Source organism: Flavobacterium humi (assembly GCF_004745595.1).
Lineage (GTDB): Bacteria > Bacteroidota > Bacteroidia > Flavobacteriales > Flavobacteriaceae > Flavobacterium > Flavobacterium humi.
In genome coordinates this window covers 46898-62754 of record NZ_SRLH01000008.1, presented here as the reverse complement: position 1 = coordinate 62754, position 15857 = coordinate 46898, and the positions used below count along the sequence as shown (strand labels likewise).

At 39.3% G+C, this 15857-nt stretch carries 17 protein-coding genes and 4 tRNA genes; 20 read left to right on the top strand and 1 reads right to left on the bottom strand.

Going from position 1 to position 15857, the window contains the following annotated elements; translation table 11 throughout:
* Window positions 1-30 precede the first annotated feature (30 nt).
* Genes E4635_RS13865 through E4635_RS13850 form a run of 4 tightly spaced genes read left to right on the top strand, consistent with a single transcriptional unit; the run spans window position 31 to window position 3588 of the window.
* A complete protein-coding gene (locus E4635_RS13865; RefSeq protein WP_135527302.1) occupies window positions 31-1224 on the top strand; it encodes a DUF2851 family protein in 1194 nt (397 codons plus the stop codon).
* A gap of 41 nt (window positions 1225-1265) precedes the next feature.
* A complete protein-coding gene (locus tag E4635_RS13860; protein ID WP_135527301.1) occupies window positions 1266-1493 on the top strand; it encodes a PspC domain-containing protein in 228 nt (75 codons plus the stop codon).
* A gap of 8 nt (window positions 1494-1501) precedes the next feature.
* On the top strand, window positions 1502-2380 hold the full coding sequence (locus E4635_RS13855; RefSeq protein WP_135527300.1) for a helix-hairpin-helix domain-containing protein: 879 nt from the start codon (window positions 1502-1504) through the stop codon (window positions 2378-2380).
* A 35-nt stretch (window positions 2381-2415) separates the two neighbouring features.
* A complete protein-coding gene (locus E4635_RS13850; protein WP_135527299.1) occupies window positions 2416-3588 on the top strand; it encodes an acyl-CoA dehydrogenase family protein in 1173 nt (390 codons plus the stop codon).
* An 82-nt stretch (window positions 3589-3670) separates the two neighbouring features.
* On the opposite strand, the gene E4635_RS13845 is transcribed toward E4635_RS13850, so the two are convergent.
* Window positions 3671-4339 carry a ferredoxin reductase domain-containing protein gene (locus E4635_RS13845; RefSeq protein ID WP_135527298.1) on the bottom strand — a complete coding sequence of 223 codons (669 nt, stop codon included), beginning with the start codon at window positions 4337-4339 and terminating at the stop codon, window positions 3671-3673.
* Window positions 4340-4516: 177 nt separating this feature from the next.
* Between E4635_RS13845 and E4635_RS13840 the strand changes: the two genes are divergently transcribed.
* The 16 genes from E4635_RS13840 (at window position 4517) to rpoB (ending at window position 15852) form a co-directional block, all read left to right on the top strand.
* On the top strand, window positions 4517-5431 hold the full coding sequence (locus E4635_RS13840) for a hypothetical protein (protein WP_135527297.1): 915 nt from the start codon (window positions 4517-4519) through the stop codon (window positions 5429-5431).
* Window positions 5432-5506: 75 nt separating this feature from the next.
* Window positions 5507-5701 carry a 30S ribosomal protein S21 gene (gene rpsU, locus E4635_RS13835; RefSeq protein WP_135527296.1) on the top strand — a complete coding sequence of 65 codons (195 nt, stop codon included), beginning with the start codon at window positions 5507-5509 and terminating at the stop codon, window positions 5699-5701.
* Window positions 5702-5770: 69 nt separating this feature from the next.
* On the top strand, window positions 5771-6667 hold the full coding sequence (locus tag E4635_RS13830) for a tyrosine-type recombinase/integrase (protein ID WP_135527295.1): 897 nt from the start codon (window positions 5771-5773) through the stop codon (window positions 6665-6667).
* Window positions 6668-6698: 31 nt separating this feature from the next.
* Window positions 6699-7001, top strand: a complete 303-nt coding sequence (gene hpf, locus E4635_RS13825; RefSeq protein WP_135527294.1) for a ribosome hibernation-promoting factor, HPF/YfiA family — start codon at window positions 6699-6701, stop codon at window positions 6999-7001.
* Between the two features lie 88 nt (window positions 7002-7089).
* A tRNA-Thr gene (locus E4635_RS13820) sits at window positions 7090-7163 on the top strand.
* A 34-nt stretch (window positions 7164-7197) separates the two neighbouring features.
* Window positions 7198-7278 (top strand) — tRNA-Tyr (locus E4635_RS13815).
* Window positions 7279-7402: 124 nt separating this feature from the next.
* Window positions 7403-7474: transfer RNA gene (locus E4635_RS13810), tRNA-Thr, on the top strand.
* Window positions 7475-7528: 54 nt separating this feature from the next.
* A complete protein-coding gene (tuf, locus tag E4635_RS13805; protein WP_135527293.1) occupies window positions 7529-8716 on the top strand; it encodes an elongation factor Tu in 1188 nt (395 codons plus the stop codon).
* Between the two features lie 57 nt (window positions 8717-8773).
* A tRNA-Trp gene (locus E4635_RS13800) sits at window positions 8774-8844 on the top strand.
* A 15-nt stretch (window positions 8845-8859) separates the two neighbouring features.
* A complete protein-coding gene (gene secE / locus E4635_RS13795; RefSeq protein ID WP_135527292.1) occupies window positions 8860-9057 on the top strand; it encodes a preprotein translocase subunit SecE in 198 nt (65 codons plus the stop codon).
* Window positions 9058-9066: 9 nt separating this feature from the next.
* Window positions 9067-9618, top strand: coding sequence for a transcription termination/antitermination protein NusG (gene nusG, locus E4635_RS13790; RefSeq protein WP_135527291.1), 552 nt, complete (start codon window positions 9067-9069; stop codon window positions 9616-9618).
* 66 nt (window positions 9619-9684) lie between these two features.
* Window positions 9685-10125, top strand: coding sequence for a 50S ribosomal protein L11 (rplK, locus tag E4635_RS13785; RefSeq protein WP_135527290.1), 441 nt, complete (start codon window positions 9685-9687; stop codon window positions 10123-10125).
* Between the two features lie 9 nt (window positions 10126-10134).
* The gene (gene rplA, locus E4635_RS13780; RefSeq protein WP_135527289.1) at window positions 10135-10824 is read left to right on the top strand and encodes a 50S ribosomal protein L1; all 690 of its coding nucleotides are present in this window, start codon (window positions 10135-10137) and stop codon (window positions 10822-10824) included.
* A gap of 22 nt (window positions 10825-10846) precedes the next feature.
* Entirely contained in the window at window positions 10847-11347 is a 501-nt protein-coding gene (gene rplJ, locus E4635_RS13775) for a 50S ribosomal protein L10 (RefSeq protein ID WP_135527288.1), read from the top strand.
* Between the two features lie 54 nt (window positions 11348-11401).
* Entirely contained in the window at window positions 11402-11773 is a 372-nt protein-coding gene (gene rplL / locus E4635_RS13770) for a 50S ribosomal protein L7/L12 (protein WP_135527287.1), read from the top strand.
* 266 nt (window positions 11774-12039) lie between these two features.
* Entirely contained in the window at window positions 12040-15852 is a 3813-nt protein-coding gene (gene rpoB, locus E4635_RS13765; protein WP_135527286.1) for a DNA-directed RNA polymerase subunit beta, read from the top strand.
* Window positions 15853-15857 lie beyond the last annotated feature (5 nt).

Here is a 15857-nt window from a genome sequence, read left to right as displayed (position 1 = left end):
ACGCCATTTTATTATTTTTATTTACACGCCATGAAAGAAGACTTCCTTCACCACGTTTGGTTATACAAAAAATTTTGCACTCCCGCCAATTCTTCAGGATTGAAAACTTCACAGGGAGATCCGTTAGAAATCCATCACACCGGATATTACATAGAACAATCAGGCCCGGTTTTCTTCAATGCCCAACTTACGATTGCCAACCAGAAATGGGCCGGAAATGTTGAAATTGACCTTAAATCTTCCAATTGGGATATTCGCCATTGCAAGCAGGATCCGAGGTATGACGCTATCATTTTGTATGTAGTTTGGGAAAAAGACGAGGCTGTTTTCAGGAAAGATAAGTCTGAAATTCCTGTTTTGGAACTTAAAGGTTATGTTTCTACGGAGCTGATTAAACAATACCGGGAACTTAAAAATCCTCAGCCGAGGTTTTCCTATGAGAAGGATATCGGGTCTTTTTCAGGGTTTCGGATGGAAAATTGGCAGCAGCGGCTATTTTTTGAGTGGCTGGAACAGAAATCAAAGCCTATTGAAAAACTGCTACAGGAAAACCGGAACGATTGGGAAGCGGCATTTTTTTGTTTTTTGATGAAAAACTTCGGTTTAGATACGAATGAAGGCATTTTTTTCAAGATAGCACAGTCCCTTCCGTTTGCTGTAATCAGGAAAGAAGCCTTTGAAAGGGAAAACCTCGAAGCACTGTTTATGGGCAGGGCAAATTTGCTGATGCCGGATAAGGAAGATATTTATTATAAAGGATTGCAGAGCCGCTGGAACTATTTGCAGCAGAAGCATCTGTTGGGTTTGGTTTCTCTCGGGCCGGTTGTTTTTTTCCGGCATCAACCCGATAATTTTCCTACCATGCGATTGTCGCAACTGGCTTCTTTGTATCATTCGAACCATAATTTGTTCACTACAATAATGGAAGCAAACAATATAGCGGAGCTCTATGCCGTGTTTTCGGTTTCGGCCAGCGATTATTGGCAGGCCCATTGCCGGTTTGGGGAACAAAATCCAAAAAAGATCAAAACGGTATCGAGGAGTTTTATTGATTCGCTGTTGCTCAATACGGTCATTCCATTCCGTTTCCTGTATAAAAAGAAGCGGGAAAAGGCGTTGATGGCCGAAATGGCTTTTTTGCAGGTGCAGGTTCCTTCAGGGGAAAACATGGCGGCGGCAATTGCTCGGGATACATTGGGTCAACCCTATTGGAAAAGCAATTAATTTCGTAATTTTACGGACAACTGAAATTCTAATCCGCAAACATGAGATTCGTTATCAAATTAAAATACCTGTTTGAAAAACAAGGCTTCCATATTGCATCGCGCCTGGCCGAGAAATTGGGGATGCGGGCAAACAACGTAAGACTGTTTTTCATCTATATATCATTTGTGACGGCAGGATTGTGGTTTGGCGTGTATTTAACCCTGGGTTTTTTGATTAAACTGAAGGATTTGGTGCGGGCCAAGAGAAGTTCGGTGTTCGATTTATAACTGTTTTTATGAATCTTAAAGAGTATCTCGCGTTCAATAAAGAACAGCGTGTGGGACTGGCTACCTTGGCCGGATTGATCGTTTTTTTGCAATTGCTTTATTTCCTGGTTGATTTTACTCCAAAGGAAATCATTTCCAAGGAAGCGGAAAAATGGCTTTCGCTGCAAACGGAGATCGATTCGCTCAAAACCGCCAGCCGGGAAACCTCGTATAAGATGTATCCTTTTAATCCCAATTTCATTACAGATTTCAAAGGCTACAAACTTGGGATGAAAGTAGCGGAAATTGACCGGTTGCTCGCGTTCAGGAAAACCAACAGGTATGTGAATTCCGCGCTCGAATTCCAACAGGTTACTAAAATTTCCGATTCTTTGCTGGCGGCCATTTCTCCTTATTTTAAATTCCCCGATTGGGTGAACAATAAAAAACAGGGGTTTTCTTCTTTTGAAAAATCATCTTTTAAGCATTTTGAAAAGAAAGAAAAAATAGTTGTAATCGATATCAATCAGGCAACTAAAGAACAGTTAATCGGGATTTATGGCATCGGAGAAGGCATTTCGGAGAGGATCCTGAAATTTAAGGTTTCCCTCAACGGAATTGTGAGTATGGAACAAATGGAGGATATCTGGGGATTGTCGCCGGAAGTTATCGCCGAATTGAACAAACATTTCAAGGTCATTAGCCCAGTCGTAGCGCAGAAGATCGACATCAATAATGCTGCGGTGAAAGAATTGGCCCGTTTTCCTTACTTCAGGTATGCTTTGGCCAAGGAAATTGTAACCTACAGAAGCATGAACGGAGGAATTCGTTCGGTTGAGGATTTAATAAAAATAAAGGGGTTTCCTGTTGAAAAAGCAAAAATTATTGCCTTATATTTGGACTTCTAAAAAACACAACAAATATTTTAAACAGTCGCAGTTATATGGATTCAGTATATTTTACAGAAGAGCATCAATTATTTAGGGAGAGTTTACGGGATTTTTTACAGAAAGAAGTAGTGCCTCATATCGAAAAATGGGAAAAAACAGGCACAATCGAGCGTTTTATCTGGAAGAAATTCGGGGAAATGGGCTTTTTTGGATTGCGGTACCCTGAAGTTTATGGCGGACTGAACCTGGATTTGTTCTATACTGTAGTGTTTTTAGAAGAACTTCAAAAAGTAAAATCTTCCGGTTTTGCTGCGGCTATGTGGGCACATGCTTACCTGGCCATGACCCATTTGAATGCGGAAGGCAGCGAACGGATTAAGCAAGATTACCTGGCGCCAAGTATTTCGGGCGATAAAATAGGAGCATTGTGCATTACCGAACCTTTCGGAGGCAGTGATGTTGCAGGAATGCGTACAACAGCGGTAAAAAAAGGGGACAGCTATATCATCAACGGTTCCAAGACATTTATTACCAATGGAGTATATGCCGATTATTATGTCGTGGCCGCTAAAACTACCCCGGATATCGGGAATAAAGGAATCAGTATGTTTTTGGTGGATGCGAACCTGAAAGGGATTACTGCCACAAAACTGGATAAATTAGGCTGGAGAGCTTCGGATACGGCTGAAATTGCCTTCGATAATGTTGAGATTCCTGCAGAAAACCTAATGGGTGAGGAAGGGAAAGGATTCCCGTACATCATGCAGCATTTTGCCTTGGAACGTTTGATTATGGCTATCAATGCCCATGCGAGATCGGAATATGCTCTTGAGTATACAATCGATTATATGTCCAAGCGCGAAGCTTTCGGGACAACAATAGACAAGTTCCAGGCGCTACGCCATACCATAGTAGAGCATGCTACGGATGTGGAGCATTGCAAAATATTCAATTATGCGGCCGTTGCTCGATTGGACAAAGGAGAATATGTGGTTAAAGAAGCAACCATGGCCAAACTGAAATCTACTAAAGTCGCGGACGAAACCATTTACAGCTGCCTGCAAATGCTGGGCGGTTACGGTTACATGGAAGAATATCCGCTAGCACGTTTGTTAAGAGACAGCCGTTTAGGACCAATCGGAGGCGGGACTTCGGAAATCCTTAAAGAAATATTGTCGAAAATGATTTTCGATAAACAAAATTATCAGCCGGCCGTGAAACCTTGATTTTACGATACTGCGCGCATTTCTGTCAAATAAGCAGGAGATAAAATATGTTTTAAAGCCGGGATTGCTATTTCCGGCTTTTTTATTCTTCAATAACAAGGGCATCCGGTGAAGCGCCAAGTTCCAGCAGGTATTTAGTGATGCTGTTTACGAAATCCGTAGGGCCGCATACGTAAAAGTGCTGGCTGAAATCGGCAATATATTCAATCAGGAAATTCCGGTCGATCCTTTTTCCGACATAGCCAATCACGTTCTCGCGGGTAAATACCTTAAGGTAGTTGTTCTTCAGCATTTTCGACAATTCTCCATCCAGGATCACATCGTCTGAAGTTTTGTTGGTGTAAATCAGCTTATTGTTTCCTAATTTGTTTTTCTTGTGCAAATCCCTGAAAATGGCAATAAAAGGCGTAATGCCCGCTCCGGCGGCGATGAAAACGCCTGGTTTTTTGTATTGGATCGCCCCGAAGACATCGTGTAAGATCAATTCGGAGCCGGCATTGACCTTTCCGAGCATATTCGTGACACCATCGTGGTCGCGGTAAATCTTGATCGTAAATTCGAGGTATTTCTGGCTTTTTAAGCTGGTGAAGGTAAAAGGGCGGAGCTCTTCTTCCCAGCCGGGCAGGTTAATGGAAACATCGGTAGCTTGTCCGGGAATAAAATCATAATCCTTGGGTTTTTCGACAACAAAACATTTTACATCGTAATTAATGTAAAAAGACTGTAATACTTTGACAACGTGATTTTCCATAATGAAGCAATTTGAACTTACCTACAAAATTAATCAATTAGATTCTATTTTTGAGTTTGTCGTTGTGGTTTGTTGATTTTGTAAAACGTTGTAATTCCGACTGTCGTGAGAATTGGAGTCAAGCAATAAGGAAAGTGTTTTATCGTTATAAGGATTGTATTAATAAAACTAATTAAAATGATAAAACAATTTTTTTGGGGCGTAAGTCTTTGTTTGATCTCTCTTTCTTGCGATCATGATTCTCAAGAGGGTAGTGCTCATTCCTCAAACGTGCAGATGACCGGGTATAAGATAAATTACCTGTCTACTTTTCCAGATACCAATGGAGCAGGGACCTATCAAAAAATTACCATTGGAAACATTCTTGATAACAAGTTTTTTTCAGAGGACAGTGAAGTGATTTATAATGGAGTCAGTCAAGGAGTGCAAACACATCAAAATTATTTTTATTCCAATAATCTTTTAAGTACAAGAAAAGCGGATGATGATAAAAAAGATTTTTTTTATGACGGAAATCAAAATTTAATCGGACTTAATTGGGCCAAATTAGGGCAAAATGACGGGACATACCATTTATTGGCAAATTACAGGTTTTCACATCACCCCAATAATATTGTTTTTGTGGAAAGAATAAGTTTGCCTTATAATGATCCTGCGGCAGAAATACAAAGAAGGTGTATAGTCCAGTTTGATTCCAATGATAATATAATCAAAGCGGGAACAGATGCTGACCTGAATGGTGTTATGGATAATGAAAACCTGTTTTTTTACACAAATGATAATTTAACATCTATTCAAAAAAGCAATGGAGAGGTTTTGACTTTTGAATATTCGAATGTAATAAACAATTTTATGGTTTTGAATTATAATTCTTATGGTAAAAAAGTATACCGATTGATGTGTTCCGAATGGCATTCCATGCTTTACAATAATGATTTCGAGAACTCTAAAAATTTAAAAAACCAGGAAGCATCAGATGCTACGTATGAAGTTTTAAGCAATGGATACTATAAAAAGAAAACAAAAACAATGGTTTTCCCGGAGAATCAAGCTCAAAACACAACTACCACCGAATTCTTTTTTCAAGAATAAAACAGATTATTTTATTTCATAATCCAAAATAAAGTTATAAGTTTGCACCCGTAAATGAGAGGAGGTGTCTAGATTATGTTAATTATACCAATTAAAGACGGAGAAAATATCGACAGAGCGCTTAAGCGTTACAAACGTAAATTCGATAAAACTGGAGTTGTAAGACAACTAAGAAGTCGTCAAGCTTTTATTAAGCCATCTGTAACAAGAAGAGCTCAAATTCAAAAAGCGGCTTACATCCAAGGATTAAGAGATAGCTTAGAAAGTTAATATCCAATTTTCTGAAAATATAAATCGTTAGTCATAGAAGTTTTGTACTTTTATGCTAACGATTTTTTTATGCACGATAACCAGCAAAAATTCCGGGATTATTTACTGAAAGAGAAGAATTATTCATGGCATACCGCTTTGGCGTATGGAAAGGATCTGGATTTCTTCCGGCAATTCCTGGAACAAGATTTTGACGGCATTCCGCTGGAGGAAGTTTCCTATACCTTAATAAGAAGCTGGATTGTCGCTATGGTTGACGATGGGCTGAGCGCTACGTCGGTTAACCGGAAAATGTCTTCGCTCAAGGCGTTTTATAAATTCCTGCTCAAGACAAAACAGATAGAAGTCAATCCTTTGGCAAAACACAAGGCTTTGAAAGCGCCTAAAAAAATCCAGATCCCATTCTCGGAGGAGGAATTGAACAATGTCCTGCATCACATAGAATACAAAGACGGTTTTGAAGGGCTTAGGGACAAACTGATCATCGATTTGTTTTACACCACGGGGATCAGGCGCTCCGAATTGATCGGCCTTCAAATTTCAAATGTAGACCTGTCAAGTGCTGTCATCAAGGTGATTGGGAAAAGAAACAAGGAAAGGATTATCCCGCTTTTGCCGGTTATTGCCGAGCAGATTAAAACCTATCTGCTACAGAGAGAGGAGCTTGAGAAAATTACGGATGCCGGTTTTTTATTTTTAGTGTCCAACGGAAATAAACTCAGTGAAACGTTTGTGTATCGATTAATAAATGATTACTTTAGTAATGTTTCCGAAAAGGTGAAAAAGAGCCCGCATATGCTTCGGCATACCTTTGCGACACATATGCTCAATCATGGAGCCGATTTGAATTCTATCAAAGAGTTATTAGGTCATTCAAGTCTTGCGTCTACTCAGGTGTACACCCATTCAAGTTTGGCAGAACTTCAAAATGTATATCGGAACGCGCATCCGCGAAACCAGAAATAGCCCTTAATGTTTAACCATTAATATTTAAATTATGAAGGTAAATGTTCATGCAGTTAACTTTAACGTTGACAAAAAACTAACAGATTTTATTGAAGTAAGAGTTAATAAATTAGAAAAATATTTTGACAAGATCGTTTCGTCGGATGTTTTTTTGAAAGTTGAAAAAACAAGTGATAAGGAAAATAAATTTGTGGAAGCAAAATTAATTGTGCCGGGAGATGAATTTATTGTCAAAAAGCAATGCAAAACATTTGAAGAAGGAGTAGAATTGGCGTCAGAATCGCTGGAAAGATTGTTGGTGAAAAGAAAAGAAAAAATTCGGGCACATGCATAAAGATTTTTTTTATAAAAAAGTTTTGATTAATAAATAAAATACATACATTTGCAGTCCGTTAGAAATAGCGGACTTTTTTTATTGAGTCGCCGGTGTAGCTCAGCTGGCTAGAGCAGCTGATTTGTAATCAGCAGGTCGTGGGTTCGAGTCCCTCTATCGGCTCAAAATCGTAACAGATTGAAAATAAGAAAAGTACGGGGAGATACTCAAGCGGCCAACGAGGGCAGACTGTAAATCTGCTGTGAGAACTTCGCAGGTTCGAATCCTGCTCTCCCCACAAAATTTTGCCTGTAGCGGCTTTTGAAGGTTTTCTTTCGGAAAAAGTACGGAGCAAAATTTTGAGCATCGTCTGAATGGCGGTGCTGGATTAGCGATAAATTAGATGCTAATCCGAAATCCTTGCCGGTGTAGCTCAGGGGTAGAGTGCTTCCTTGGTAAGGAAGAGGTCTCGGGTTCAAATCCCGACATTGGCTCAATAAAGTATAATTTTGAACACTAATAATAATTAAGATTAAAAACTAAGTAAAATGGCAAAAGAAAATTTTAACCGTAGCAAGCCCCACTTAAACATTGGAACTATTGGGCACGTAGATCACGGAAAAACTACTTTGACTGCAGCAATCACTAAAGTATTATCTGATGCTGGTTACTGTCAAGCAAAGTCGTTTGATCAAATCGATAACGCTCCTGAAGAAAAAGAAAGAGGTATTACTATTAATACTTCACACGTAGAGTATGAAACAGCTAACCGTCACTACGCTCACGTTGACTGTCCAGGTCACGCGGATTACGTAAAGAACATGGTTACTGGTGCTGCTCAAATGGACGGTGCTATCCTTGTAGTTGCTGCTACAGATGGTCCAATGCCACAAACACGTGAGCACATCCTTTTAGGACGTCAGGTTGGTATTCCTCGTATCGTAGTATTCATGAACAAAGTGGATATGGTTGATGACGCTGAATTATTAGAGCTTGTAGAGATGGAAATCAGAGATTTATTGTCTTTCTATGAGTATGATGGAGATAATGGGCCAGTTATTCAAGGTTCTGCTTTAGGTGGATTGAATAATGATCCAAACTGGGTTCCTAAAATCATTGAATTAATGGAAGCTGTTGATGCTTGGATCGAAGAGCCAGTGCGTGACGTTGCTAAACCATTCTTGATGCCAGTTGAGGACGTATTTACAATTACAGGTCGTGGAACTGTTGCTACAGGTCGTATCGAAACTGGAGTTGCTAATACAGGTGATGCTGTTGAAATCATTGGTATGGGAGCTGAAAAATTAACTTCTACAATTACAGGAGTTGAGATGTTCCGTAAAATCCTTGATAGAGGTGAAGCTGGAGATAACGTAGGTTTATTGTTAAGAGGTATTGATAAAGCTGATATCAAAAGAGGTATGGTTATCATTAAGCCAGGATCAGTAAAACCACACGCTAAATTCAAAGCTGAGGTTTATATCTTGAAAAAAGAAGAAGGTGGTCGTCACACGCCATTCCACAACAACTACCGTCCACAGTTCTACGTACGTACAACTGACGTAACAGGAGTAATCATGTTGCCAACAGGAGTTGAAATGGTTATGCCAGGTGATAACTTAACTATCGATGTAACTTTATTGTCTCCAATCGCAATGAGCGTTGGTTTACGTTTCGCTATCCGTGAAGGTGGTAGAACTGTAGGTGCTGGACAGGTTACTGAAATCGTAGAATAAGCATATATTGAATATATAAAGCCAGTATCGTCAAATGGCGGTACTGGTTTTTAACAAACGGGCGTAGTTCAAGGGTAGAATAGCGGTCTCCAAAACCGTTGATGGGGGTTCGAATCCCTCCGCCCGTGCAAAAAACAATTATAATGAATAAAGTTACTAATTACATATCTGAAGCTTTTGAGGAGTTAAAATCAAATGTAACTTGGCCTACATGGGAGGAAGTGCAAAAACTAACGATAGTGGTTGCTATTTTCTCTGTGATATTTGCGCTTGCTACATGGGGTATTGACATGCTGTTCGCAAAAGCAATCGGAGGTTTTTTTAATTGGATAAAATCCTAATATTTTACCATGGCAGAAAGTAGTGTGAAAAAATGGTATGTTGTAAGGGCTGTTAGCGGGCAGGAAAATAAAGTTAAAGCTTATATCGAAACCGAAATCAATAGGTTAGGTATGGCTGATTATATTTCCCAGGTACTGGTTCCTACTGAAAAAGTAGTTACGGTAAGAGAAGGAAAGAAAATCAGTAAGGATAAAGTATATTTCCCTGGTTATGTTATGATTGAAGCAAACCTGACAGGAGAAATTCCTCATATTATCAAATCTATTACCGGAGTTATTGGGTTTTTAGGTGAAGTAAAAGGAGGGGATCCTGTGCCTTTGCGTATGTCTGAGGTAAACAGGATGTTAGGTAAAGTAGATGAACTTGCAGTGACTGTAGATCACGGTGCCATACCTTTTACATTGGGTGAAACGGTAAAGGTAACCGATGGTCCGTTTAATGGTTTCAACGGAACAGTTGAAAAAATAAATGAAGAAAAGCGCAAACTTGAGGTTATGGTGAAAATTTTCGGAAGAAAAACACCATTGGAATTGAGTTTCATGCAGGTTGAAAAAGTATAATTTTTTGTTACATATATAATTCGCATCAATCGCTTCCAATTGAGAGATGTGCTAAATTTTTAAAAAATGGCTAAAGAAGTTAGTAAAGTAGTTAAACTACAAGTAAAGGGAGGTGCAGCGAACCCATCGCCACCGGTTGGACCTGCTTTGGGAGCTGCTGGGGTTAACATCATGGAGTTCTGTAAGCAGTTCAATGCTAGAACACAAGATAAACCTGGCAAAGTGTTACCAGTTCAAATCACTGTGTACAAAGACAAATCATTTGATTTTGTTGTAAAAACTCCACCAGCTGCAATTCAATTATTGGATGCTGCAAAATTGAAATCAGGATCAGGAGAGCCTAATCGTAAAAAAGTAGCTAGCGTTACTTGGGATCAGATTAAAGCTATCGCTGAAGATAAAATGGCTGATTTGAATGCATTCACTATGGAAGCTGCAATGAGCATGATCGCAGGAACGGCTAGATCTATGGGTATAACTGTAACTGGAGATTCTCCTCTAAAATAAGAGATAGATATGGCAAAATTGACAAAAAAACAAAAAGAGGCTGCTTCAAAAATTGAGAAGCATAAATTATATTCTTTAAAAGATGCTTCTGCATTGATCAAAGAAATAGCTTCTGCAAAATTTGATGAGTCTGTTGACATCGCTGTTAAACTAGGAGTAGATCCAAGAAAAGCGAATCAAATGGTTAGAGGTGTGGTTGCATTACCACACGGAACAGGTAAAAACATGAGAGTATTGGCGTTAGTAACTCCAGACAAAGAAGCTGAAGCAAAAGCTGCAGGTGCTGATCATGTTGGTTTAGATGATTATTTACAAAAAATTAAAGATGGTTGGACAGATGTTGACGTTATCGTAACTATGCCGGCTGTTATGGGTAAATTAGGTCCATTAGGTCGTGTTTTAGGACCAAGAGGTTTAATGCCTAACCCTAAAACTGGTACTGTAACTATGGAAATTGGTAAAGCAGTAACAGAAATTAAAGCGGGTAAAATCGACTTTAAAGTAGATAAAACGGGTATCGTTCATGCTGGAATTGGAAAAGTATCTTTCGATGCTGCTAAAATTACCGAAAATGCTCACGAAATCATTCAAACATTAATTAAATTGAAGCCAACTGCTGCGAAAGGGACTTACATCAAGTCTATTCACTTGTCTAGTACAATGAGTCCAGCTATTGCTTTAGATCCTAAAGCCGTATAATTGGTAGTTAATAATTTTTAATATGACAAGAGAAGAAAAATCAATCGCTATTGGAGATTTAACTGCACAGTTAGCTGGTACAAATATTGTTTATGTAGCAGATATTTCTGGATTAAATGCAGAAACTACTTCAAACTTAAGAAGAGCTTGCTTTAAAGCAGGTATCAAATTGGAAGTTGTTAAAAACACTTTGCTTGCAAAAGCAATGGAAGCCTCAACTAATGACTATGGTGATTTGCCATCGACATTAAAAGGTAACACTTCTATTTTTATTGCAGATGTTGCTAACGCTCCTGCAAAAATCATCAAGGAATTCCGTAAAAAATCTGACAAACCAGTTTTAAAAGGAGCTTTCATCAACCAGGAAATCTACATTGGAGACAACTTGCTTGATTCGTTAGTGAACCTTAAATCAAGAGACGAGGTTATCGGGGAAATCATCGGATTACTTCAATCTCCTGCTAAGAGAGTACTTTCTGCATTGTTGAACAACGCAGAATCTAAAGGCGAAGCAGCAGAATAATCAAGCGCACAATAAATTATAATAAATTACAAATCATTTTAAAAGATAGAAAAAATGGCAGATTTGAAACAATTCGCAGAACAATTAGTTAACTTAACAGTTAAAGAAGTTAACGATTTAGCTACAATATTAAAAGACGAGTATGGTATCGAACCAGCTGCTGCAGCTGTAGTAGTTGCTGCTGGAGGTGGTGATGCAGGTGCTGCTGAAGAGCAAACAGAATTCACTGTAGTATTAAAAGACGCAGGAGCTTCTAAATTGGCAGTAGTTAAAGCTGTTAAAGAATTAACAGGTTTAGGTCTTAAAGAAGCAAAAGATTTAGTTGATGCTGCACCAGCTAACGTTAAAGAAGGTGTTTCTAAAGATGAGGCTGAAGGTCTTAAAAAATCTTTAGAGGAAGCAGGAGCTGTTGTTGAGCTTAAATAAGCTTACCTAGTTTTTGAAACAGGTTTAGGCCTTGAGTGTAGCGCTCAAGGGCCTAAACCATTTTTCGTATAATAAAATTATATCCAATTTTATTATCATAGTAGTTTAAAATACGAAAAAGCTTTTAATCAATACGAAGAAAAAAATCAACTAAATTTTCCTGGTTTATTTTTAAAGATGTATCGGTTATAAAAAGGAAAAGTATACATTAAACAGTGTTTTACACACAAACAATTACTTTTTTTTAATCAAAATTTTGTCCATTGATGATAACAAATCAGACTGAAAGATTGAATTTTGCCTCAACTAAAAACATACCGAATTATCCAGATTTTCTAGATGTTCAGGTAAAATCTTTTCAAGATTTCTTCCAATTAGAAACGAAATCTGACGAAAGAGGCAACGAAGGCCTTTACAATACCTTCATGGAAAACTTTCCAATCACAGATACACGAAATCAATTCGTACTGGAATTCCTTGATTACTTTGTAGATCCGCCACGTTATACGATTCAAGAATGTATTGAGAGAGGCCTTACCTATAGTGTGCCGTTAAAAGCCAGACTTAAACTATACTGTACAGACCCAGAACATGAAGATTTTGAAACCATAGTACAGGATGTTTATCTTGGGACTATTCCTTATATGACACCTAGCGGTACTTTTGTTATCAACGGTGCTGAACGTGTAGTTGTTTCACAATTGCACAGATCGCCTGGTGTTTTCTTTGGACAATCATTCCACGCAAATGGAACTAAATTATATTCTGCCCGTGTTATTCCTTTCAAAGGATCATGGATAGAATTCGCTACCGATATCAACAGCGTAATGTACGCCTATATCGATAGAAAGAAAAAATTACCTGTAACAACTCTTTTCCGTGCTATCGGTTTTGAAAGAGATAAAGATATCCTTGAGATTTTTGACCTTGCTGAAGAAATCAAAGTTTCTAAATCAGGATTGAAAAAATACGTAGGAAGAAAATTAGCTGCCCGTGTATTGAATACGTGGCATGAGGATTTCGTTGACGAGGATACTGGCGAAGTAGTGTCTATCGAGCGTAACGAAATCATTTTGGATCGTGATACGATTTTGGATAAAGACAATGTTGAAGAGATTGTAGAATCTAACGTGAAATCTATCTTGTTGCACAAGGAAGATAACAATCTGGCAGATTATTCCATCATCCACAACACATTACAGAAAGATCCGACAAACTCTGAAAAAGAAGCCGTTGAGCACATTTACCGTCAGTTGCGTAATGCAGAACCGCCTGATGAGGAAACAGCTCGTGGAATTATCGATAAATTGTTCTTCTCCGACCAACGTTATAACTTAGGTGAAGTTGGCCGTTACAGAATGAACAAAAAATTAGATTTGGATATCCCTATGGACAAGCAGGTGCTTACCAAGGAAGATATCATTACAATCGTAAAATACCTGATCGAATTGATCAACTCCAAAGCGGAAATTGATGATATCGATCACTTATCAAACCGTCGTGTCAGAACTGTTGGTGAGCAATTGTCACAACAATTCGGCGTAGGTTTGGCGCGTATGGCCAGAACCATCAGAGAAAGAATGAACGTTAGGGATAACGAGGTGTTTACGCCGATCGATTTGATCAATGCTAAAACATTATCTTCCGTGATCAACTCTTTCTTCGGAACGAACCAGTTGTCTCAGTTTATGGACCAAACGAATCCATTGGCTGAAATTACGCACAAACGTAGGTTGTCTGCCCTTGGGCCTGGTGGTCTTTCCCGTGAAAGAGCAGGATTTGAGGTGCGTGACGTCCACTATACCCACTACGGCCGTCTTTGCCCGATTGAAACTCCTGAAGGACCAAACATCGGACTTATTTCGTCACTTGGGGTATATGCCAAAGTAAATGGAATGGGCTTCATCGAAACGCCTTACCGTAAAGTAACGGAAGGTAAAGTGGACTTGGTTTCCGAGCCGGTTTACTTAAGTGCCGAAGAAGAAGAAGGAAAAATGATCGCCCAGGCGAACATTGAGATGGATGGTTCCGGAAAAATTACCGCAGATAAGGTAATTGCCCGTGAAGAAGGTGATTTCCCGGTTGTAGATCCTACAAGTGTTCATTACACAGACGTAGCGCCTAACCAGATCGCTTCCATTTCAGCTTCCCTGATTCCTTTCTTGGAGCATGATGATGCGAACCGTGCGCTGATGGGATCAAACATGATGCGTCAGGCTGTACCATTGTTACGTCCTGAAGCACCAATCGTTGGAACCGGATTAGAAAGACAAGTAGCTTCTGATTCCAGGGTATTGATCAACGCAGAAGGTAACGGAACCGTTGAATATGTTGATGCAAACATCATTACCATTAAATATGAAAGAACAGATACTGAAAGAGCGGTTAGCTTTGATGCGGATGAGAAGTCATATAACCTTATTAAATTTAGAAAAACGAACCAGAGTACTTCTATCAACTTAAAACCTATCGTAAGAAAAGGGGACAAAGTAATCAAAGGACAAGTACTTTGTGAAGGATATGCAACGCAAAACGGAGAGTTGGCTTTGGGAAGAAACCTTAAGGTGGCTTTCATGCCTTGGAAAGGGTACAACTTCGAGGATGCGATCGTAATTTCCGAAAAAGTGGTTCGTGACGATATTTTCACGTCTATCCACGTTGATGATTATTCTTTAGAGGTTAGGGATACCAAATTAGGAAACGAAGAGTTGACTAATGACATTCCTAACGTTTCAGAAGAAGCGACCAAAGACCTGGACGAGAACGGTATGATCAGGATTGGTGCCGAGGTTAAGCCTGGCGATATCCTTATCGGGAAAATCACTCCAAAAGGAGAATCTGATCCAACTCCGGAAGAAAAGCTGTTAAGAGCGATCTTCGGGGACAAAGCCGGAGATGTGAAAGACGCTTCGTTAAAAGCTTCTCCATCATTACACGGTGTTGTTTTGGATAAGAAATTATTTGCAAGAGCAGTAAAAGATAAACGTAAGCGTTCAAAAGACAAAGACGATTTGGCTGAACTTGAAATGGAATTTGAAACAAAATTTGTTGAATTAAAAGACAAATTGGTAGATAAATTATTTGCTATCGTAAACGGAAAAACATCACAAGGTGTTATGAACGATTTAGGAGAGGAAGTTTTGCCAAAAGGTAAAAAATACACTCAGAAAATGCTTCATGCCGTTGAAGATTTCGCGCACTTGACAAAAGGGCAATGGGTTGCTGACGACGAAACCAACGCAATGGTGAACGACTTGATCCATAACTACAAAATCAAGCTGAACGATCTTCAGGGTGCTTTACGAAGAGAGAAATTCACGATTACTGTTGGGGATGAATTGCCATCAGGAATCCTGAAATTGGCAAAAGTTTATATCGCTAAAAAACGTAAACTAAAAGTAGGTGATAAGATGGCGGGACGTCACGGTAACAAAGGTATCGTTGCACGTATCGTTCGTCACGAAGATATGCCGTTCTTAGAAGACGGAACACCTGTGGATATCGTATTGAATCCACTTGGGGTACCTTCCCGTATGAACATCGGTCAGATTTATGAGACTGTTCTGGGTTGGGCCGGGATGAATCTAGGTAGAAAATTCGCTACCCCGATTTTTGACGGTGCCACTTTAGACCAAATCAACGAATTGACTGACGAAGCTGGAATCCCACGTTTCGGTCATACTTATCTTTACGATGGTGGAACCGGAGAGCGTTTCCATCAGCCGGCAACCGTAGGTGTTATTTACATGCTTAAACTAGGGCACATGGTTGATGATAAGATGCACGCGCGTTCTATCGGACCATACTCGTTGATCACTCAGCAGCCATTAGGTGGTAAGGCACAATTCGGAGGTCAGCGTTTTGGAGAGATGGAGGTTTGGGCACTTGAGGCTTATGGAGCATCAAGCACACTTCGTGAAATCTTGACAGTCAAATCAGATGACGTAATTGGTAGAGCTAAAACTTACGAAGCTATCGTTAAGGGTGAAACTATGCCAGAACCAGGATTGCCGGAATCATTCAATGTATTGATGCATGAATTGAAAGGCCTTGGTCTAGACATAAGATTAGAAGAGTAATTTTC